18 protein-coding genes and 3 pseudogenes are annotated in these 18,319 nt (G+C 65.5%); 8 read left to right on the forward strand and 13 right to left on the reverse strand.

Annotated features, from left to right (window positions below):
* Nucleotides 1–597: 597 nt before the first annotated feature.
* Nucleotides 598–801: a DUF3955 domain-containing protein gene (locus J9889_RS15000; RefSeq protein WP_210557220.1), complete on the reverse strand. Its 204-nt coding sequence runs from the start codon at nucleotides 799–801 to the stop codon at nucleotides 598–600.
* Between the two features lie 143 nt (nucleotides 802–944).
* Nucleotides 945–2,288, reverse strand: coding sequence for an NADP-specific glutamate dehydrogenase (gene gdhA / locus J9889_RS15005; RefSeq protein WP_041212764.1), 1,344 nt, complete (start codon nucleotides 2,286–2,288; stop codon nucleotides 945–947).
* 571 nt (nucleotides 2,289–2,859) lie between these two features.
* On the opposite strand from gdhA, the gene rluF reads away from it, so the two are divergent.
* Nucleotides 2,860–3,873 carry a 23S rRNA pseudouridine(2604) synthase RluF gene (gene rluF / locus J9889_RS15010; RefSeq protein ID WP_010674196.1) on the forward strand — a complete coding sequence of 338 codons (1,014 nt, stop codon included), beginning with the start codon at nucleotides 2,860–2,862 and terminating at the stop codon, nucleotides 3,871–3,873.
* 86 nt (nucleotides 3,874–3,959) lie between these two features.
* Here rluF and J9889_RS15015 read toward each other — a convergent pair.
* Nucleotides 3,960–5,191: pseudogene (locus J9889_RS15015) on the reverse strand (MFS transporter).
* The gene (locus tag J9889_RS15020; RefSeq protein WP_210557222.1) at nucleotides 5,184–5,693 is read right to left on the reverse strand and encodes a nucleoside deaminase; all 510 of its coding nucleotides are present in this window, start codon (nucleotides 5,691–5,693) and stop codon (nucleotides 5,184–5,186) included. The pseudogene J9889_RS15015 and the gene J9889_RS15020 overlap by 8 nt, the downstream one beginning before the upstream one ends.
* 116 nt (nucleotides 5,694–5,809) lie before the next feature.
* Between J9889_RS15020 and J9889_RS15025 the strand changes: the two are divergent.
* Nucleotides 5,810–6,652: pseudogene (locus J9889_RS15025) on the forward strand (LysR substrate-binding domain-containing protein).
* Nucleotides 6,653–6,668: 16 nt separating this feature from the next.
* On the opposite strand, the pseudogene J9889_RS24705 reads toward J9889_RS15025, so the two are convergent.
* The 3 genes and pseudogenes from J9889_RS24705 to J9889_RS15040 all read right to left on the reverse strand — a co-directional run bounded on the left by J9889_RS24705 (nucleotide 6,669) and on the right by J9889_RS15040 (nucleotide 7,865).
* Nucleotides 6,669–7,137: pseudogene (locus J9889_RS24705) on the reverse strand (GyrI-like domain-containing protein).
* A 20-nt stretch (nucleotides 7,138–7,157) separates the two neighbouring features.
* A complete protein-coding gene (gene rsmS, locus J9889_RS15035; protein WP_010674200.1) occupies nucleotides 7,158–7,313 on the reverse strand; it encodes a pleiotropic regulatory protein RsmS in 156 nt (51 codons plus the stop codon).
* Between the two features lie 84 nt (nucleotides 7,314–7,397).
* Complete coding sequence (locus J9889_RS15040) at nucleotides 7,398–7,865, reverse strand: acyl-CoA thioesterase (RefSeq protein ID WP_010674201.1); 468 nt, start codon at nucleotides 7,863–7,865, stop codon at nucleotides 7,398–7,400.
* A 172-nt stretch (nucleotides 7,866–8,037) separates the two neighbouring features.
* Between J9889_RS15040 and J9889_RS15045 the strand changes: the two genes are divergently transcribed.
* Both J9889_RS15045 and J9889_RS15050 read left to right on the forward strand, forming a co-directional pair.
* Complete coding sequence (locus J9889_RS15045; RefSeq protein WP_042015902.1) at nucleotides 8,038–8,688, forward strand: tellurite resistance TerB family protein; 651 nt, start codon at nucleotides 8,038–8,040, stop codon at nucleotides 8,686–8,688.
* Nucleotides 8,689–8,847: 159 nt separating this feature from the next.
* Nucleotides 8,848–9,306, forward strand: coding sequence for a GNAT family N-acetyltransferase (locus tag J9889_RS15050; protein ID WP_010674203.1), 459 nt, complete (start codon nucleotides 8,848–8,850; stop codon nucleotides 9,304–9,306).
* Nucleotides 9,307–9,332: 26 nt separating this feature from the next.
* On the opposite strand, the gene J9889_RS15055 is transcribed toward J9889_RS15050, so the two are convergent.
* Nucleotides 9,333–10,781: a PLP-dependent aminotransferase family protein gene (locus J9889_RS15055; protein ID WP_210557224.1), complete on the reverse strand. Its 1,449-nt coding sequence runs from the start codon at nucleotides 10,779–10,781 to the stop codon at nucleotides 9,333–9,335.
* Between the two features lie 120 nt (nucleotides 10,782–10,901).
* On the opposite strand from J9889_RS15055, the gene J9889_RS15060 reads away from it, so the two are divergent.
* The 3 genes from J9889_RS15060 to J9889_RS15070 are packed head-to-tail and all read left to right on the forward strand — an operon-like array spanning nucleotide 10,902 to nucleotide 13,742.
* A complete protein-coding gene (locus J9889_RS15060) occupies nucleotides 10,902–12,473 on the forward strand; it encodes a cytochrome ubiquinol oxidase subunit I (protein ID WP_048207353.1) in 1,572 nt (523 codons plus the stop codon).
* Entirely contained in the window at nucleotides 12,473–13,600 is a 1,128-nt protein-coding gene (gene cydB / locus J9889_RS15065) for a cytochrome d ubiquinol oxidase subunit II (protein ID WP_042015906.1), read from the forward strand. Before J9889_RS15060 ends, cydB begins: the two co-directional genes overlap by 1 nt.
* Before the next feature lie 28 nt (nucleotides 13,601–13,628).
* On the forward strand, nucleotides 13,629–13,742 hold the full coding sequence (locus tag J9889_RS15070; protein WP_042881002.1) for a CydX/CbdX family cytochrome bd oxidase small subunit: 114 nt from the start codon (nucleotides 13,629–13,631) through the stop codon (nucleotides 13,740–13,742).
* Nucleotides 13,743–13,803: 61 nt separating this feature from the next.
* On the opposite strand, the gene J9889_RS15075 is transcribed toward J9889_RS15070, so the two are convergent.
* The 5 genes from J9889_RS15075 to J9889_RS15095 all read right to left on the reverse strand — a co-directional run bounded on the left by J9889_RS15075 (nucleotide 13,804) and on the right by J9889_RS15095 (nucleotide 17,468).
* Nucleotides 13,804–14,973 (reverse strand): MFS transporter, encoded by a 1,170-nt coding sequence (locus J9889_RS15075; protein ID WP_210557225.1) that lies wholly within the window; start codon nucleotides 14,971–14,973, stop codon nucleotides 13,804–13,806.
* 400 nt (nucleotides 14,974–15,373) lie between these two features.
* Nucleotides 15,374–16,177: a 2,5-didehydrogluconate reductase DkgB gene (gene dkgB / locus J9889_RS15080; protein ID WP_210557227.1), complete on the reverse strand. Its 804-nt coding sequence runs from the start codon at nucleotides 16,175–16,177 to the stop codon at nucleotides 15,374–15,376.
* Nucleotides 16,178–16,244: 67 nt separating this feature from the next.
* Entirely contained in the window at nucleotides 16,245–16,535 is a 291-nt protein-coding gene (locus J9889_RS15085) for a putative quinol monooxygenase (protein WP_210557229.1), read from the reverse strand.
* Between the two features lie 154 nt (nucleotides 16,536–16,689).
* Nucleotides 16,690–17,055, reverse strand: coding sequence for a VOC family protein (locus J9889_RS15090; RefSeq protein ID WP_151028589.1), 366 nt, complete (start codon nucleotides 17,053–17,055; stop codon nucleotides 16,690–16,692).
* A gap of 26 nt (nucleotides 17,056–17,081) precedes the next feature.
* Nucleotides 17,082–17,468, reverse strand: a complete 387-nt coding sequence (locus J9889_RS15095; protein WP_210557231.1) for a DUF6404 family protein — start codon at nucleotides 17,466–17,468, stop codon at nucleotides 17,082–17,084.
* A gap of 168 nt (nucleotides 17,469–17,636) precedes the next feature.
* Here J9889_RS15095 and J9889_RS15100 point away from each other — a divergent pair.
* Nucleotides 17,637–18,319: LysR family transcriptional regulator (locus tag J9889_RS15100; protein ID WP_210557233.1), on the forward strand; the 683-nt coding region annotated here is incomplete at its 3' end.

The following is an 18,319-nucleotide window of genomic DNA, read 5'->3' on the forward strand; positions in this document are numbered from 1 at the left end:
AAAACTGGGAATAACGCCTTAAATGGCGAAGAAACGGTCTAAATAGGCTGATTCAAGGCATTTACGGGAGAAAAGATCGGCTCAAACTGAAAAAATGAAATGACTGAGTCAGCCGAGAAGAATTTCCCCGCTTATTCGCACCTTCCTTAGATCAGGGCTGGTTTGAGCTGCGCCGCCAGCTCGAATATAAGCAGGCATGGCGAGGCGGTCAGGTGTTGGCGATAAACCCGGCCTACACGAGCCAGCAGTGCGCCTGTTGTGGGCATACTGCGAAGGATAACCGCCAGACGCAAAGCCAGTTTAAATGCGCTGCGTGTGGTTATGAGGCGAACGCCGATGTGAACGGCGCTCGCAATATTTTAGCGGCGGGACACGCCGTTTTAGCCTGTGGAGGCGTGGTGCAATCAGGCCGCCCGATGAAGCAGGAACCCGGTACTGCGCGAGCAGCTATCACCCAGTAATGGGAATCCCCCTCCTGTGACGCGAAGCGCTAAGGTGGGGGAGGATGTCAACGAATCGGTCTATTGCCTGGACCCGGATTAGAACCTCATCGAGATCAGCCGCTATTGCTGAGCTCTTGGCACCTTGCGATTTGTGTCATTGCTCCCTGGTGCGCCCCTTGCGCAGCAGAGGGATCACGGTGAGCACCATGCCGGTGAAGAGCAGCAGATAGCCCAGGGGCAGCAGGGCAAAGGGCTCGTGCAGGAAGCCCTGGGCATCGAGGGTGGAGCCCAGCAGGTTGAAGGCCACAAAGCAGCCGAGCTCGGCCAGGATCAGCAGGGCACCTGTTTTCATCGTCATCTTGTCATCCTCGTCAGCGAGATGGAGCGGATGGGAGACTTTCATGCCTGGGTGAAGAGAGTGTGAAGTCGCGCCAGGCACAAAACACAACGGCAGCCCAAGGGCTGCCGTTGTGTTGAGGGTGAAGCCCCGGGCCAGGGCGCTCAGCAGACCCCTTGCGCCAGCATGGCGTCGGCGACCTTGACGAAGCCGGCAATATTGGCGCCGCTTTCGTAGTTCACATGGTCATCATCCTGACCGTAACGGACACAGGTGGCATGGATACTGGTCATGATCCCCTTGAGGCGGGCGTCCACCTCCTCCCGGGTCCAGGAGAGGCGCTGGGCATTCTGGCTCATCTCGAGGCCCGAGGTGGCAACCCCGCCGGCGTTGGCCGCCTTGCCCGGGGCGAACAGCACCTTTGCTTCGTGGAAGAGGCGGATGGCGGCGGCGCTGGAGGGCATGTTGGCCCCCTCGGCCACCAGCTGCACGCCGTTGGCAATAAGCTGCGCCGCATCTTCGGCATCTAGCTCGTTCTGGGTGGCGCAGGGGAGGGCGACGTCGGTCGCCAGGTGCCAGGGGGTGCGGCCGCTGAAGAACTCGAGCCCGAGCTCGTGGGCGTAATCCGCCACCCGCTTGCGCTGCTCGTTTTTAAGCGCCATCAGACGGGCCAGCTTCTCGGGGGTGAAGCCGTCCGGATCATAGACGGTGCCGCCGGAGTCGGAGGCGGTGATGACGCGGGCGCCGAGGGCCATCGCCTTCTCGATGGCGTATTGGGCCACGTTGCCCGAGCCCGACACCGAGACCCGCAGGCCATCGAGGGACTGGCCGCGATGGGCCAGCATGGCGTCGACAAAGTAGAGCAGGCCGTAGCCGGTGGCTTCCGGACGAATGAGGCTGCCGCCAAAGGAGAGTCCCTTGCCGGTGAAGACGCACTCGGCGCTGTTGGTGAGCTTCTTCATCATGCCCGCCATGTAGCTCACCTCGCGCCCGCCCACCCCGATGTCGCCCGCCGGCACGTCGGTGTTGGCCCCCAGGTGGCGATAGAGCTCCAGCATGAGGGCCTGGCAGAAGCGCATCACTTCTCCTTCGCTCTTGCCCTTGGGATCGAAGTCGCTGCCCCCCTTGCCGCCCCCCATGGGCAGGGTGGTGAGGGCGTTCTTGAAGGTCTGCTCGAAGGCGAGGAATTTCAGCACCGAGAGATCCACCGAGGGGTGGAAGCGCATGCCGCCCTTGAAGGGGCCGATGGCGGAGCTGTGCTGCACCCGGTAGCCGCGATTCACCTGCACCTGGCCCTGGTCATCCACCCAGCTCACCCGAAACTGCACCAGGCGCTCGGGTTCCACCAATCGCTCCAGCAGGCCGTGTTGCAGGTAGCGGGGGTGGCGCTCCACATAGGGCCAGATGGAGGCGATCACCTCGCTCACGGCCTGGATGAACTCGGGCTGGTGAGGGTTGCGGCTGGCGACCTGGGCCAGGAAGGCCTCCTGGGAGAGGGAATGACTCATCTTTAACTCCTGTCGTGAATGATGAAAGTGGCGTCCTGCCAGAGAGGGGACCATGCCCGTCTTCAGGGTTCGCGGGGCTCAAGGGGCCCGTTGTTGCGCCCCGATGGGGGTGTCATTTCCCGTCGTCGGCGGGTCAGAGCAGATAATTCGCGATGACCAAAATCTTTTTATGCATTTTTTCTGGATAAATATCAAGCGTTAGATCATCTGGCTATCTGCCGAAGGCCGCACCCTATCTTCGGCGGCGGGGGCCCGGCCCATGAAGTGAGCACCATGAAGTGAAAAGAGGCGGGGAGTGCGCGGTGCAGCCCAATCAGGGCCGCGGCGTCACCGCACGCTGGATAATGGGGGGCCTGCTGCTGCATCAGGGGCAGCACCCCCTGTGAGCCAGCGGGCAGGGGGCGACGGGGCCGGGCGCGTGCGCGTGCAATGTGCTACTGTAGCGGCGTTTTTTGCCGAACATGCAGGGCGCAGGCCCTTATTTCATGGAGTTGTATGCAGACGAACCCGACCACAGCGCGGCTGATCCAGCCAGCCATTCTCAAGGCCCATCCGACCCGGGAGGTGACCCATGCTGGCCGATGAATCCATGCGCCTGAACAAATACATCAGCGAGAGCGGCATCTGCTCCCGTCGTGAGGCCGATCGTTTCATCGAGCAGGGCAACGTCTTCATCAACGGCAAGCGGGCCGGGGTGGGAGATCAGGTGTTTGCCGGGGATCTGGTCAAGGTCAACGGTCAGGTGATCGAGCCGCGCGAAGCCGACAGCCTGGTCTTCATCGCCCTCAACAAGCCGGTGGGCATCGTCAGCACCACGGAGGCGGGGGAGAAGGACAACATCGTCGACTTCGTCAACCACAGCACCCGCATCTTCCCCATCGGTCGCCTCGACAAGGACTCCCAGGGGCTCATCTTCCTCACCAACCACGGGGATCTGGTGAACAAGATCCTGCGGGCGGGCAACGATCACGAGAAAGAGTACCTGGTGACCGTGGACAAGCCGGTGACCGACGAGTTCGTCCGGGGCATGGCGGCCGGGGTGCCCATCCTCGGCACCGTCACCAAGAAGTGCAAGGTGAAACGAGAGGCGCCCTTCGTGTTTCGCATCACCCTGGTGCAGGGGCTCAACCGCCAGATCCGCCGCATGTGCGAGCACTTCGGCTTCGAGGTGACCAAGCTCGAGCGCATCCGCATCATGAACGTCAGCCTCAAGGGGCTGCCGGTGGGGGAGTGGCGCGACCTCACCGACGACGAGCTGATCGAGCTGTTCAAGCTGATTGAGGACTCCTCCTCCGAGGCGAAACCGGCCAAGGGGGCTCAGGTTGCCAAGCCCAAGGCGGCTGCGGCCGGCACCCCGGCCCAGGGCAAGAAGCCGCGGCGCAGCGACGATCACGAGATTGGCGGGCGGCCCAATGTGCCGGGTCCCGAGGCCTTCGAGAAGAAGAGCCCCGCAGGCAAGGGCGGGGCGGGCAAAGGGGCTGCCAGCAAAGGGGCAGCAGGTAAAAGCGCGCCCGGCAAGGGGGGCAAACCCGCCCCGGGCAAACCGCGGCCAGGGCAGGGCGGGCGCCAGAAGAAGGGGCGCTGAGCGCCAGGCCTTCCCGCACCCTGATGCACAACACCGGCCTTGGCCGGTGTTGTGCTTTCTGGCCCCCAAGGCCGGTGCTCGCCGGATCAGGCAGGTTTGTGGCCTGCCGTCTGCACAGCCATGGCCTGCTCCGGGGGCAGGCCCATGGCCCTTGGGTAGTGGCGCGGGTTGAGACGCACCACCAGCAGGCTCATCAGGACCAGGGCGCCGAGCTGCCACTGCCAGGCGGCGGCGAAGTCACCGCTTGCATGGTGCAGGCGGGCCGCCACCCAGGGGCCGGTAGCCGCCACCATGAAGCCGACGCCCTGCATCAGGGCGCAGAGGGCGCCCGCCCGGCGCGGGTCGGGCAGGTGATCCAGCGCAATCACCATGATGAGGGAGAAGCTCCCCCCAAGCCCGGCGCCGCACAGCAAACACCAGAGCAGGGGGCGGTCTGAGGAGCGAGCCAGAGGCCGCCAAAGCCCGCCAGCTGCATGGCGATGGCCAGCGCCATCCAGGGGCGGCGGTCCAGCCGACCGGCTGCCAGCAGGGGCAGGCCAAGGCCGCTCGCGGTCTGGGCCAGGGCGAGCCAGGCCACCAGCTCGCCCCCTTGCTGGGCGCTCCAGCCCGCCGCCATGTAGGCCGGGGCCAGCCAGGCTACGACGATGCCGTAGCCGCTGTTGATGATGCCAAAGCAGGCGATGAGCAGCCAGGTGCGGGGCAGGGGGAGCAGCCGCTGCTCCCCGGTGGGGGCGTGCGTGCTGGCCGGGGCGGGCAGGGGCACCCGCCAGGCCAGCCAGCCGAGGGCCAGCAGCACCGGCAGGCCCCAGAGCGCCAGCGCCCGAGACCAGTCCAGATACTCGGCAAGGCGCGGGGTGAGCACGGCCCCGAGCGCCCCGCCCCCCATCATGCAGGCGGAGAAGATCCCCATCACCAGGGGCACCTTTTGGGCGAACCCCTCCTTGATGAGGCCGGGCAGCACCCCCTGCACCAGGGCCGAGCCCAGCCCGCACAGGGCGGCGTTGGCGATGAGCAGGGTGCCGCTCGCCAGATCGACGCGCAGGGCGCTGCCAAGGGCGAGCAGCAGCAGGGCCGTCCCGAGCAGGGGGCGCGGGCCCGTGCGACCCAGGAGCGCCGGGGTGAGCAGCACGCCGACCCCGATAAGCCAGAGGGGCAGCAGGGTGACCCAGGCCAGGGTATCTACCCCGAGGGCCAGCCTCGCGTCGATGCGAGGGGCCAGGGGGCCGATGGCGGTGAGGAAGGGGCGCAGGTTGAGGGCGATGAGGATCACCAACACCAGCAAGGCGCCGCTGCCCGGGGGGAGGCGGCGCTTATGCATGGGGCAGGGGACCGTAGAGGGTGTCGGCCGCGATGGGGCTCGCCAGCTTGATGAGGGGCAGGGGCGGCGGACTCAGCGGCAGTCGCAGCGCGGCGTAGGCCGCGCGGCTGTCATAGCCGAAGGGGGCGGCATCGTCGTTGTCAAAGGCGTAGTAGACCGCCTGGATGCCGTTCATCACCAGGGCCGACAGGCACATGGGGCAGGGGTGCCCGCTGGCATAGACGATGGCCCCGGCCAGCGGCCCCTGGCGACTCCCTTCCCGCAGCGCTTCCAGCTCCGCGTGACGGGTGGGGTCCCCCGCCTCCAGCATGCGATTGACGGCGCTCGCCACCAGCCGGTTCTCCCTCACCAGCAGGGCGGCGAAGGGGCGCTCCCCTTGCTGGCGATGGGTCAGGGCCAGGTGCAGGGCCTGCTCCAGCCACTCCTGATGGCTGGGGGCCGAGGCGGCGGTGAGCGAGTTGAGGAGGCGGGCACCGGACTGGGAAGGGGGTGGCATGGTCATATCCTGGCAAAAAAGGGGGAGGACAGCAGCCTAGAGGGTCGCCGCATCATTTGGAAATTAAATGATAAAATGACTTCCAGTGGTTTTATAAATGGAGATTGCCCATGGAGCGCCCCCTGCTGGACCCCCAATTGCTGCGGAGCTTCGTCGCCATCGTCGAAACCGGCAGCTTTACCCGCGCCGCCGAGCGTATCCACCTCACCCAGTCCACCCTGAGCCAGCAGATGCGCCGCCTGGAGCAGCAGTTGGGTTGCACCCTGCTCGACCGATCCGGTCGCTAGGTGGTGACCACGGCCCAGGGGGAGACCCTGCTCGGGCTGGCGCGCCGCATCCTGGGGCTGCTGGCCCGGGCGGGGGAGCGGGTGAGCGAGGCGAGCCACCCCCTGCGCCTCGGGGTGCCGGAGGATTTTGCCGCGGGGGCCATGACCCCGGTACTGGCCGCCTTCGCCCGCGCGCACCCGCAGGTGCGGCTGGAGGTGCAAAGCGATCTCAGCCATGCCCTGTGGCAGGCATTCGAAGGGGGAGAGCTGGATCTGGCCCTCATCAAGCAGGGGCGCGGCCAGGGGGAGCCCATCGCCCGCTGGCGCGAGCCCCTGGCCTGGGTTGACAGCCGGGAGTGGCCCGCCGCCGGGCGCGACCCCCTGCCTCTGGTGGTGTTTCCAAGCGAGGGGCTCTACCGGCGCCAGATGACCGACGCCCTGGATGCCGAGGGGATCCCCTGGCGCATCGCCTACGTGAGCGGCAGTCTCGCCAGCCTGCAAGGGGCGGTGAGCGCGGGGATCGGGGTCAGCCTGCTGCCGGCGCGCCTGCTGCAACCGGATCAGGTGGTGCTGGCCCACTGGCCTGCGGTGCGCTCGGTGGAGCTGGCCCTGCACCAGGGGCCGGGCACGAGCGAGCCCCTCGCCCGGCTGGGGGAGGCGCTGATCGCGCTCTGTGACGAGGTGATGGGGCCGAGGTAGCCCGGGCGGTCAGGGGTCAGGCCAGGGCCTGTTTTGGTACCACGGCGAGCCAGATTTCCACTTCGCCGCTGCCGGTGGCGGCGTCAAAGCGGGCGCCGTAGCGCTCGAAATCCGGCTGCTGGGCAGATTGATAGTCCGATTGCGCGAGCCACGCCAGGGCTTGGCGCCAGGTGTGCGGCAGGGTCGCGACATGCCCCTGATGCAAGAAGATGGCGTAGGTCTGGGGGGCGATGCGCATGCGGCCAAGCCCGGGAGGCAGCACCTCCAGGGCGGCGACCTCCACCCCGCAGAGGTATTCGCAGTGGGTGTCGGTGGCGGCGCAGATGACGCCATAGGCGTGCTCACCGAGTTGTCCCGGCAGGGGAAGCAGGGCGCTGAGGTCGCGCCACTGGCCGGCGAAGTCCCCCCTGCTCGAAGGGGTGGTGACGGCGCAGCCCCCCGAGGAGCATGGCGCGGCCTTGTTCGATGCGAATGGGGGCTGACATGGTGCCTCCTGCGGGGGCGCTCAGGCCTCCCGACCTTCCTCGAGCTTGCGCTCATAATCCCGGCGAACGATGGCGAGTGCCGCCAGGGCCAGCGCGGGGGCGATGTGGTTGGTTTCCAGCAGTTCGATCAGATCCACCGCGAGCTGGACCTCGGGGGGGGCATTTTCCAGAGACATCTTGGGTTCTCAAGGGCAAGGGTGGTCGCCATTATAGCGCCCGGCGGCGCGAAGACACGCCCCGGCTGCCCGGGGCGGGACGGGTCACATGTGCTGGCGCATCTCCTTGTCCAGCTCCTCGCGCAGGGCCATCAGCTTTTTGGCGTACTGCTGCAACTGCAGATCGCTCTCGCTCACCGGCTGCCACTGGGGCACCGGGGTGGGTTTGCCATGCTCGTCCATGGCCACGAAGATGATGATGCAGTGGGTGGTCTTGCGCCGCTCCGGGTCGGTGGGGTGGCGGCTGTAGACATCCACCGCCAGGTGCATGCTGGTGGTGCCGGTGTGGATCACCTTGGCGTGCACCTCCACCAGCTGGCCTATCTGGATGGGGCGCAAGAAGCGGATGCCCCCCACATAGACGGTGACGGCATAGCCGCCACACCAGCCGGCGGCGCAGGCGTAGCCGGCCTGGTCAATCCACTTCATCACCATGCCGCCATGGACTTTGCCGCCAAAGTTGACGTCGGCGGGTTCGGCGAGAAATTGCAGGGTCAGTTCACGGGCGCTCATGTACTTCCTTATGTCGAGGCAAGGGGGGACTCCTTGGCTGTCCCCCGGGGACAATAGCAGCGGGCGGGGCCGGCACTGATCCAACCAGCACCTCCTCTTGTCTGCGCCGTCATTCACCTTGAGTTCAGCGCAGGCGGCCCAGCATGACTCATCACGCGAGGGAGGAGGCCCCATGAAACAGATGCTGGAGCAATTGATGGGAGCTGGCAAGGGCTGGCTCAACGACGGTGGTGACACGCGCAAGGCCCAGATGAAGGGCATGGCGCAGGGGGGATTGGCCGCCGGGGCCATGGCGCTGCTGCTTGGTAACAAGAAGATGCGCAAATATGGCACCAAGGTGGCGGCGGTGGGGGGCGCGGCGGCTCTCGGGGGGCTGGCCTACAAACTCTATCAGGACTGGCAGACCCAGCAGTCCACCCCGGCCCAGCCGACCCAGCCCCTGGACACCCTGGAGGGCAAGGCCCTGGATGCCCGCGCCAACCTGCTGGTGCGCGCCATGGTGGCGGCGGCCCGGGCCGACGGCCACATCGATGCCGCCGAGCGCCAGAAGATCCAGGAGTACCTGACCGAACAGGGGGAACGGGATGCGGCCCGCTGGATTGACGCCGAGCTCTCCCGCCCCCTCGACCCCCATGTCCTGGCGCGAGAAGTGACCGACATGGAGCTGGCGACCGAGGTTTACCTCGCCTCCCTGCTCACCATCGAGGTGGATCACTTCATGGAGCGCGGTTATCTGGACGAGCTGGCGCGCGCCTTGAAGCTGGATGACAACCTCAAGGGGAGCATAGAGCGCCAGGTGGCCCAGCTGGGGGCGCCGGGTTGAGCCCGCATTGCCATCAGGATTGTCCACAAGGCCCCGTCATGGGGCCTTGTCGTTGCCGGGGGCTGTTGATTGCCGTGACGAGCCGATAAGATGCGGGTTCCAAAGGGTGACCGCCGAGCCTCTTTCCTCGCTGGCGACCCTCACTGCAAGGAGCATCAGGTGGACATTCGCAAGGCAACTGAACAGGATATCGACGCCATTCTGGCCCTGAACCGGCAGATAGGTCAGCTCCACTTCGAGCAGGTGCCCGAGGTGTTCTGCCCCCCGTCCCCGGAGGACAGGGCCTTCTTGCTCGGCGCCATTGCCGACGAGGCGCGTCTTTTCTGCGTGGCGGTGGTGGCGGGGGAGGTGGCGGGTTTTCTCACCGCCCGCATCGACCTCAACGAGAGCGTCCCCTTTCTCAGCAAGCTGCCCGTCTGCCGCATCACGACCGTGGTGGTGGATGAGGGGCTGCGCTCCCGGGGCATCGGCCGGGCGCTGATCGCCCACGGGGACCAGTGGGGCAAGGCGCGGGGCGCAAGCCAGTTGCGCCTGGAGGTGATGGCTTTCAACGAGCGGGCCAGGGCCCTCTACGAGCGACTGGGCTTCAAGGCCCAGTCACAGACCATGGCCAGATAAGGCGCATTCGCTTGCAAAAGGGCCCGTTACGGGCCCTTGTCGTGTGAGGCGTCAGGGGGGCTCTGCCAGGTTTCCCGTTGCCGGGCGATGAGGTCTGCAAGCCGGTTGAGCGCCGCGTCCAGTTGCGGGCTCCAGGGATGGGAGCTGTTGAGGCGCAGGCAGTGGTTGTGCTGGCCCTGGCTGGAGAAGAGGGCCCCGGGGGCGATGGAGACCCCCTGTTCGATGGCGCTGGCATAGAGCGCTCGGCCATCGAGGCGGGCGTCAAATTCGAGCCAGAGAAAGTAGCCACCGTCCGGGGAGGAGATACGCGCCTCGGGGAAGAGGCGCATCAGGGCTGCCCGCATCTGCTGCTGGCGCTGGGCCAGGGTGTGGCGCAGGCGGCGAAAGTGGGCGTCCACCCCGCCCTGGCGCAACATGTCGGCCAGCGCCAGCTGACTGGGCACATTGGTCGAGAGCGTCGACATCAGTTGCAGCCGCTGGATCCGCTCGGCGTGGCGCTTGGCCACCACCCAGCCGACCCGAAAGCCCGGCGCCAGACACTTGGTCCAGGAGCCGCACAGCAGGCTCTCTCCCCGCGCATCCCAATGGGTGATGGGCCTTGGCCGCTCGCGCCCGACATAGAGCTCCGCGTAGACGTCATCCTCCACCAGGGGGACCTGATGGCGGTTGAGCAGGCCCATCAGCGCCTGCTTGTGCTCATCCGGCATGGTGTGGCCGAGGGGGTGCTGCACATTGCCCATCAGCCAGCACGCCTTGACGGGGCGCTGGGCAAGGGCCTCCTCCAGCAGGGCGAGATCGATGCCCACCCCGGGGATCACCGGGATCTCCACCACCTTGAGCTTGAGCCGCTCGATGGCCTGCAGGGCGCCGTAGAAGGTGGGGGACTCCACCACCACCCAGTCGCCGGGCTCGGTCAGCACCTGAAGACTGAGGGAGAGCGCCTCCATGGCCCCCGTGGTGATGATGATCTGCTGGGGATCCACCGCCATCCCCTCGCTGGCGTAGCGCCGGGCGATGGCGCGGCGCAGTGCCTCGTTGCCGGGGGGCAGATCTGCCACCGTGCTGAAGGGATCGAGGCGGCGCATGCAACTGCCTAGGGCCCGACCGAGCTGGGGGTGGGGGAAGAGGGTCGGGTCCGCCACCGCCATGCCAAGGGGCACCAGCTCCCGTGACTTGCTCGCCTGCAGCACCTCGAACACCAGATCGTTGATGTCCACCGAGCCGCTGTAGCGGGCCTGCTGGGGCTGGCTCTCCCGCCGGGCCGTGCTCGCGGCCTTGACGTAGTAGCCGGACTGGGGCCGCGCCAGGATGAGGCCCCGGCTTTCGAGCAACTGATAGGCCTGGAGCACCGTCATGGGGCTGAGGCCATGGGTCTTGCAGCTCTGGCGGATGGAGGGGATGCGCTCCCCCGGCTGCCAGAGGCCGCTCGTGATCTGCTGTTGCAGCTGGTCTGCCAACTGGCCGTAGCGGGACATGGTGGGCTCAAACTGTTATAGGTGTTTTTCACTATAACTGCATCTGTTATAGGTGTCATGGACCATGGTGTACTTGGCGGGCGAAAACCTGTCCGTTAAATGCAACATAGAGAGTCATGCATGATAAGCCTGGATGATGTGGTCAGCCTCTCCCGAATACAGTTCGGGGCGACGGCGATGTTCCACTTTCTGTTTGTGCCCCTCACCCTGGGGCTGTCCTGGATCCTGGTGATCGCCGAGTCGGCCTACGTGATGACCGGCAAGGTGATTTACAAGGACATCACCCGCTTCTGGGGCAAGCTGTTTGGCATCAACTTCGTGATGGGGGTGACCACCGGGATCACCCTGGAGTTCCAGTTCGGGACCAACTGGGCCTATTACTCCCACTATGTCGGCGATATCTTCGGCACGCCGCTGGCGGTGGAGGGGCTGATGGCCTTCTTCCTCGAGTCCACATTGGTGGGCCTTTTCTTCTTCGGCTGGGACAAGCTCTCCCGCGGCCAGCACCTGCTGGTGACCATGCTGGTGGCGCTCGGCTCCAACCTCTCCGCCCTCTGGATCCTCATCGCCAACGGCTGGATGCAAAACCCGGTCGGCGCCGAGTTCAACCCCATGACCATGCGCATGGAGCTGGTGGATGTGGCCGCGGTCATCTTCAACCCGGTGGCCCAGGTCAAGTTCGTCCACACGGTGGCGGCGGGCTATGTGGCGGCCTCCCTGTTCGTGATGGGGGTGAGCAGCTGGTATCTGCTGCGCGGCATGGAGGTGCGCTTCGCCCTGCGATCCTTTGCCATCGCCTCGGGCTTTGGCCTCGCGGCCATCCTCTCTGTCATCGTGCTCGGGGACGAGTCGGGCTATCGCTCGGGGGAGGTGCAGAAGGTCAAGCTCGCCGCCATCGAGGCGGAGTGGGAGACGGAGCCCGCCCCGGCTTCTTTCACCCTGTTCGGCCTGCCGGATCAGCGTGCCGAGACCACCCACGCGGCCATCAAGATACCCTATCTGATGGGCATCATCGCCACCCGCTCCCTGGATGAGCAGGTGACGGGCCTCAAAGATCTGAAAGCGCAGCACGAGGCGCGCATTCGCAGCGGCATGCTGGCCCACGAGGCGCTCGAAGCGATGCGGGCAGATGGCAGCAACCAGGCGGCGCGAGCCACCTTCGAGCGCCACCGCAGCGATCTGGGCTACGGCCTCTTGCTCACTCCCTATGCCAAGGAGATTGGCAAGGCGGACGAGGGGGCCATCGCCAAGGCGGTGGAAGACTCCATCCCCCAGGTGGCGCCGCTGTTCTGGAGCTTTCGCCTGATGGTGGGCATCGGCGTGGCGCTGCTGGCGCTCTTTGCCGCCGCCTTCCTGCAACTGTGCCGGGGCAGGCTGGTGCAATCCCCGCGGCTGCTCAGGGCCCTGCTCTGGTCTATTCCTCTGCCCTGGATTGCCATCGAGGCGGGCTGGTTCGTGGCGGAGTTCGGTCGCCAGCCCTGGACCATCAGCGACGTGCTGCCGGTGTCGGCCTCCGTCTCCCTGCTGCAACCGGGGCAGCTCTGGTTCAGCCTCATCGCCATCTTCCTCATCTACAGCAGCCTGCTGGTGGTGGAGTTGTTCTTGTTGCGTCATGTGATCCGCAAAGGGCCTGCCAGCCTGCAGACGGGTCGTTATCAAGGTGAAGTGTTGCAAAACGGGAGTCCTGCCTGATGGATTACGAAACCCTGAAAGTGATCTGGTGGGGGCTGGTGCTCTTCCTGCTGGTCGGCTTCGTGGTGATGGATGGCTTCGATCTCGGGGTCGGCATGCTGCTGCCCGTGGTCGGCAAGACGGATGACGAGCGGCGGGTGCTGCTCAACAGCGTGGGGCCGGTGTGGGAGGGCAACCAGGTGTGGCTCATCGCCGGTGCCGGCACCCTGTTTGCCGCCTGGCCCCTGGTCTATGCCGCCGCCTTCTCGGCGCTTTACGTGCCCTTCATGTTCCTGCTGTTCGGCCTCTTTTTGCGCCCGGTGGGCTTTGACTATCGCAGCAAGCTGCCGGACCCGGTCTGGCGCCGCTGGTGGGACCGCGCCCTGGTGGTGGGCGGTCTGCTGCCGACCCTGGTGTTTGGTGCCACCCTTGGCCTGGTGCTGCAAGGGCTGCCGTTTCGCTTCGATGCGGCCCTTCGCATCCACTATGGCGCCTTTGCGTTCCACTGGCCGCTGCTGTTGACCGCCATGGGGACGGCGCTGGCGCTGCTCTTGCTGCACGGTGCCAGCTTCCTGCAGTGCAAGACCCAGGGGGCCATAGCGGCGCGCAGCGCCCGCCTCGCCCTCTGGCTCGGCCCCCTGGCGAGCGCCCTCTTTGCCCTTGGCGGCGTCTGGCTTGGGGAGATGGCGGGGTATCGCATCACGGCCATCGGCGATCTCAACGGCGCCCTCACTCCGCTGATGAAAGAGGTGGTGGCGGTGCCGGCGGGCTGGCTTGGCAACTTTGTCGCCCATCCGGTGCTCTGGGCCGTGCCTGTGCTCGGGCTCCTGCTGCCCCTGGTGTGCGCGCTGGCAAGCCGCCTCGGCAAGTCCGGGCTGGCGCTCGTTGCCAGCGGCGGTGCCTGCGCCGCCATGATGCTGACCGTGGCCATCGCGCTCTTCCCCTTCGTGCTGCCCTCGTCCCTGGATCCGGCCAGCAGCCTGACCCTGTGGGACAGCACCTCCAGCGAGCGCACCCTGCTTATCATGCTGGGGATCGTCGGAGTACTGATGCCGGTCAACATCGGCTACACCCTCTGGGTATACCGGGTGGTGCGCGGCAGGGTCAGCGCCGAACAGGTGCGCCAGCACGGCCACAGCCTCTACTAATCCGCTTCAACACAAGGATCAACGCGATATGTGGTATTTCACCTGGTTGCTGGGGCTGGGGTTCGCCTTGCTCTGCGGGCTGGTCAACCTGCTCTGGCTGGAGGCGCGCTGGGCCGCCGATGAGGATCTCAAGGAGTCCTGAGTCTCGCATCTTGCCCATGAAAAAGGCCGACACAGGGTGTCGGCCTTTTGCTTGCACGGGGTCAGGCAAGGGCGGCGCGGCGCTCGCCCGCTTCGCTGACATGGGTGAGGCCGTAGGCCAGCAGCACGATGAGGGCGCCAATCCAGGGGGTGTGCATCAGGCCGAGGTGCTCCACCACGAAACCGCCGACCACGGAGCCCAGCGCAATGCCGACGTTGAAGGCGGCGATGTTGAGGCCGGAGGCCACATCCACGGCATTGGGGGTGTGGCGCTCGGCCTGTTTCACCACCAGTACCTGAAGACCCGGCACGTTGCCAAAGGCGAAGGCGCCCCACACCAGCACGGTCAGTACCGCCAGCACCGGGTGCGGTGCGGTGAAGGTGAGCACCAGCAGCACCAGGGCGAGACCTGCAAACAGCAGCTTCAGTGCAGGCAATGGGCCCATCCGGTCGGCGAGCTTGCCGCCCCAGATATTGCCGACGGCGACCGATACCCCGTACACCAGCAGAATGAGGCTCACCGCGCCGGCGCTAAAGCCGCTCACCTGTTGCAGGATGGGGGCGAGGAAGGTAAACGCCGTGAAGGCACCGCCGTAACCGAGCGCCGTCTTGGCGTAGACCAGCAGCAGCGGTTTCTTGGTGAGCACCGAGAGCTGCTCGCGAACGCTGGAGGCGGCCCCCTTCGGCAGGTTCCCCGGTACCAGCAGCATGCTGCCCACCATGGCGACGAGGCCGAGCAGGCTCACCACCAGGAAGGTCTCGCGCCAGCCAAAGACCTGACCAATCCAGGTGCCAAGCGGGACGCCGGTCACCAGGGCGACCGTGAGGCCGCTGAACATGATGGCGATGGCGCTGGCCGCTTTCTCTTTGGCCACGAGACCCGTAGCGATGGTGCTGCCTACCGAGAAGAAGACCCCGTGGGCCAGCCCGGTGAGGATGCGGGCCACAATCAGGCTCTCGTACCCGGGGGCCTGCCAGGCCAGCAGGTTGCCGACGGTGAAGAGGGCCATCAGCCCCACCAGCAGCCACTTGCGCGGCAGCTTGCCGGTAAGCGCCGTGAGCACGGGGGCGCCGATGGCCACCCCAAGGGCATAGAGGCTGACCAGAAGGCCCGCCGAGGGGAGCGAGACATTGAGCTGCTCGGCGATGGTGGGGATGAGCCCCACGATCACGAATTCGGTGGTGCCTATGGCAAAGGCACTTAAGGTGAGGGCAAATAACGCCAGTGGCATAACAACTCCTTGGATTGGGACTCCCGACGGGAGAATGGCGCCAGTATGCCGAGGGTGTTTGTTGGTAAAAATGACGGCAACGTCAAATTACTTTTGCCAAATCAGCAGCAATGGGGCCGTGAAATGGGGTATTGGGAGTGGTCGAGGCAACTGCGGCAAGAGCGGCCGTAGCGTGCGAGGTGGGTGCAGAGACAAAGCGTACAGACCGAACTGGGAATAAAGAGGGAAGGGCAGCGGAAGGTTGCAGGGGAGGGGGCCAGCGGCGCGGGTGGCAGTGACGCGCGGTATTGGGGACAAAAAAAGCGGGAGGCATTGTGCCTCCCGCTGGTGCTGAAGAATGTCATTGAGCCTTATTTGCTCCCTTCTCCCCTGGCGGGAGAAGGGCTGGGGATGAGGGGGATCAATCCCAATTCGGCGCAAAGTCCGGGTTGGCGCAGCGCTCACCCCGATCCAGGGTGGCAATCTGCGCCATCTCGTCGCTGCTGAGCCGTACCTTCAGCGCGGCCAGGTTGGCGGCCAGATTCTCCCGCTTGGTGGAACTCGGGATCACCGTCATGCCCTGGGCCAGCAGCCAGGCCAGCGACACCTGGGCCGCCGAGACGCCGTGGCGCTGGCCGATCTCCATCAGCAGCGGCTCGGCGAGCACCTTGCCATAGGCCAGCGGCATGTAGGCGGTGATGGCGATACCGTGGGCCTGGCAGAATTCCACCACCTTGCGGTTTTGCAGCAGCGGGTGGATCTCCACCTGCTGATGGGCGATGACGCCCGGCCCCAGAACCTCGATAGCTTCTTTAAGCTGGGCCACGGTGAAGTTGGAGACCCCGATCTCCCGGGTCAGGCCCCGGGCTTTGGCCTCGGCGAGCTGCTCCAGATAGACCGCCATCGGCACCTCATCCTGGGGGGAGGGCCAGTGAATGAGCGCCAGGTCCAGATAGTCGGTGCCGAGTTTTTCCAGGCTCACTTCCAGGCTCGGGATCACCTTGCCCGGACCGAACTCGCTGGTCCACACCTTGGTGGTCAGGTAAATATCCTGGCGGGGCACGCCACTCTCGCTCATCAACTGGCTGACGTCGGCCTCGTTGTCATAGATCTGGGCGGTATCGATATGGCGGTAGCCAAGTTCCAGCCCCTGGAGCAGGGAGTCGCGAAGGGGCTGATCTTTCAGGCGGAAGGTTCCAAGACCCAGGTTGGGCATCTTCATCATCAAATTCCTCAGGTTAGTGTTTCTACGCTCAAATGATGGGCTTTGCCTGCGCCGAGGGCGAAGGCAGTCAGGCGCGCCGGTAGCGGCTCACGACCCGGTTGGCAAACCAGGGGGAGGGGAGACTGGCAAAGGCGATGTAGTGGGGTTGCTGCTGGTGGGCGCTGAGGGCTGCTTCACTCTCCCACTCTTCGTACAGCATCCAGCTGTGGGGGCTCTCCAGGCTCTGGTGCAACTGGTAGCGAAGGCACCCCGGCTCTTGCAGGGTAGCGGCGATCAGCGGCTCGAGGGCAGCGCGAAACTGGGCGGCGAATTCGGGTTTGGCGTCAAGCTGGGCAATCACGATCAGGGGGGATGGCATCTGAACCTCCTCGTTAAGACGGGGGTCAGTATGCCCGCCCCAGACTGGGGGATACAGGGCAGCAGTCGCAAAACACTATTGAGGTGAGTGCAGCAATGTGGCCTCCCCATGGCTGGTCGTGGTTCAGGTGGGCTAGGGGGAGGGCGGAGTATTATCAGGCGCTGGCCTGTTCGGACCAGACCGCAAACTCATTGCCGCTGGGCTCGACGAAGTGGAAGCGGCGGCCACCGGGAAAATCGAACAGGGGGCGCACTATGGTGCCCCCTGCGCCGGCTACCTTGCTCTGGGTCGCCTCGATATCGGCGCTGTAGAACACCAGGAGCGCCCCGCCCTGAGCACTCTGGCTGCACAGTTCGGTGCGGTAGAAGCCGCCATCCAGCCCTTCCCCTTCGAAGGCGCAATAATCGGGGCCGTAGTCGGCAAACTGCCAGCCAAAGGCGGCGGTGAAGAAGGCTTTGGTGGCGGCAAGATCCCTGGCCGCAAATTCCACATAGTTCAGTTTTTCATGGGCCCTGGTCATAAGGGTTTCCTTATCGATATCGGTGGTTATTTCGGTTGCCAGCGCTTTTGCGTGGTGCTTGTGGAGTGGGGCAAGGCGTCCCAGGGGGTCAGCTTGAGCTGCTTGCGCCTAAACCAGAACCAGGTCCCCATCAGCAGACCGAGCCCGATGCCAAACAGCAGGCTCTGGCGCAGGGCAAACCCCGGGCTCACCTCATCCTGCCAGCCGAGGCACCACATCAACACCCCCCAGATAGCGCCGATGGGGAGTCCCAGGGCAAGAACGTTGATCAGAAAGCGTTCGTAGTGGGGCGGCCTGATGGTGAACCCCGCCTTTCGCAGCAGCCAGATGATCGGCGGGTTGTAGTTGAGCGTTTGCACGCCCTTCTCGGCCAGCTCCCGATGGGCGGCGGCCAGCCTGTTGTCGAATGTCATGGATCGTCCCTGTCATAGTGTGGCGCCATACGGTGCCGGTTGGCGGCATTGTACTGGCAAGGGCGCAGATAAAACAGGTGGTGCGTCACGATACGAAGCGACGCCTGTCTTGCCAACTCCCGGCCATTGCACCTATAAAGACCCATTACTCTTGCCAGGATGACAACAATGAAGACCCATTCCGATGAATTGACCCTGTTTGTGGCGGTGGTGGAGGCGGGCAGCTTTCGCCAGGCGGCGGAGAATCTCGGCATGGACAATTCCGTGGTGAGCCGCGGCATCAAGCGCCTCGAAGAGAAGCTCGCCACCGTGCTCCTCAACCGCACCACCCGCCGGGTCAGCCTGACCGAGGAGGGGAGCTGGTTCTATCAGCGAGCGGTGAAGATCCTGACCGAGATGAGTGAGGCAGAAGGATTGTTGCTGATGCGCCGGGAGCAGCCGGAGGGCATATTGCGGGTGGACGCCGCCACCCCCTTCATCCTGCATAGATTGGTGCCCATCATCGGCGAGTTTCGCCGCCGCTACCCCGCCATCGAGCTGCAACTGCACAGCTCCGAGGGCTTCATCAACCTGATGGAGCGGCGGGTGGACATGGCCATTCGCATCGGCGAGCTGACGGACTCCTCCCTGCGGGCCCTGCCGCTGGGCCGCTCGCGGCTGCGGCTGCTGGCCTCCCCCGACTATCTGAAGGCACGCGGTACCCCGCGCCAGCCGGCTGACTTGCTGGCTGGCCACGAGCTGCTTGGTTTTTTGCACCCCGATCACCTCAATCATTGGCCCCTATTGAGCGAGGAGCAGGGGGACAGGTTCGCCATCACCCCGACCCTGCGGGCCAGCAGCGGGGAAACCTT

Origin of the sequence: Aeromonas sp. PrichA-15 (assembly GCF_017939245.1) — a bacterium.
Classification (GTDB): Bacteria; Pseudomonadota; Gammaproteobacteria; order Enterobacterales; family Aeromonadaceae; genus Aeromonas; species Aeromonas caviae.

Coding starts and splice junctions, on each gene's coding strand:
- J9889_RS15020 (WP_210557222.1), bottom strand. CDS start 5,693: ATGACCATGCCACCCCCTTCCCAGTCCGGTGCCCGCCTCCTCAACTCG.
- J9889_RS15085 (WP_210557229.1), bottom strand. CDS start 16,535: ATGCCATCCCCCCTGATCGTGATTGCCCAGCTTGACGCCAAACCCGAA.
- dkgB (WP_210557227.1), bottom strand. CDS start 16,177: ATGATGAAGATGCCCAACCTGGGTCTTGGAACCTTCCGCCTGAAAGAT.
- J9889_RS15060 (WP_048207353.1), top strand. CDS start 10,902: ATGATAAGCCTGGATGATGTGGTCAGCCTCTCCCGAATACAGTTCGGG.
- J9889_RS15075 (WP_210557225.1), bottom strand. CDS start 14,973: ATGCCACTGGCGTTATTTGCCCTCACCTTAAGTGCCTTTGCCATAGGC.
- rsmS (WP_010674200.1), bottom strand. CDS start 7,313: ATGTCTCTGGAAAATGCCCCCCCCGAGGTCCAGCTCGCGGTGGATCTG.
- J9889_RS15070 (WP_042881002.1), top strand. CDS start 13,629: ATGTGGTATTTCACCTGGTTGCTGGGGCTGGGGTTCGCCTTGCTCTGC.
- J9889_RS15045 (WP_042015902.1), top strand. CDS start 8,038: ATGAAACAGATGCTGGAGCAATTGATGGGAGCTGGCAAGGGCTGGCTC.
- J9889_RS15055 (WP_210557224.1), bottom strand. CDS start 10,781: ATGTCCCGCTACGGCCAGTTGGCAGACCAGCTGCAACAGCAGATCACG.
- cydB (WP_042015906.1), top strand. CDS start 12,473: ATGGATTACGAAACCCTGAAAGTGATCTGGTGGGGGCTGGTGCTCTTC.
- J9889_RS15040 (WP_010674201.1), bottom strand. CDS start 7,865: ATGAGCGCCCGTGAACTGACCCTGCAATTTCTCGCCGAACCCGCCGAC.
- J9889_RS15095 (WP_210557231.1), bottom strand. CDS start 17,468: ATGACATTCGACAACAGGCTGGCCGCCGCCCATCGGGAGCTGGCCGAG.
- rluF (WP_010674196.1), top strand. CDS start 2,860: ATGCTGGCCGATGAATCCATGCGCCTGAACAAATACATCAGCGAGAGC.
- J9889_RS15090 (WP_151028589.1), bottom strand. CDS start 17,055: ATGACCAGGGCCCATGAAAAACTGAACTATGTGGAATTTGCGGCCAGG.
- gdhA (WP_041212764.1), bottom strand. CDS start 2,288: ATGAGTCATTCCCTCTCCCAGGAGGCCTTCCTGGCCCAGGTCGCCAGC.
- J9889_RS15000 (WP_210557220.1), bottom strand. CDS start 801: ATGACGATGAAAACAGGTGCCCTGCTGATCCTGGCCGAGCTCGGCTGC.